The organism is Mesorhizobium sp. M5C.F.Ca.ET.164.01.1.1, assembly GCF_004792125.1.
In the GTDB taxonomy this organism is placed as follows: domain Bacteria; phylum Pseudomonadota; class Alphaproteobacteria; order Rhizobiales; family Rhizobiaceae; genus Mesorhizobium; species Mesorhizobium wenxiniae.
The window spans coordinates 1-404 of the sequence record NZ_SRTG01000152.1 but is presented as its reverse complement, the minus strand read 5'-3'; the positions used below and the strand labels follow the sequence as shown (position 1 = coordinate 404).

Sequence of the window (404 nt, the reverse complement as noted above, 5' to 3'; positions counted from 1 at the left end):
CGAAGCCAGGCGCTCAAGGCGCTGCGGCTGATCCGCACCGACTGCTCGGCGACCAGCCGCTCCACCATCTCGTTCAGCGTGATGTCCTTGCGTTCCTCGATCAGCCCGACGATGAAGGCTTCATGCGCATCGAGGCTGGAGGCGCGGCGGCGGCCCTGCGGGCGTGGTGCCAGTTCGCCGATCTTCGCCCGCGCAATCCAGCGGATCGCGCTGGACACTCCCACGCCGAACCGCGCCGCCGCTTGCCGCGCCGACATCCCCTCGTCCGAAGCCTTCAAAACCCGCGATCGAAGATCCCCGCTCAATGCTCTTCCCATCGTCCACCTCCATCGAGGTGGATGTTGAATCAGCACAAGACGCAGCTGTCACATCACAATCGATTCATCGATCACAGGACGTGCTCT

General features: G+C 64.1%; 1 protein-coding gene. It reads right to left on the bottom strand.

What is annotated here, in order from left to right; genetic code table 11:
- The coding region (locus tag EN807_RS32865) for a helix-turn-helix domain-containing protein (protein ID WP_135937961.1) at nucleotides 1–317 on the bottom strand (317 nt) is incomplete at its 3' end.
- Nucleotides 318–404: the final 87 nt, after the last annotated feature.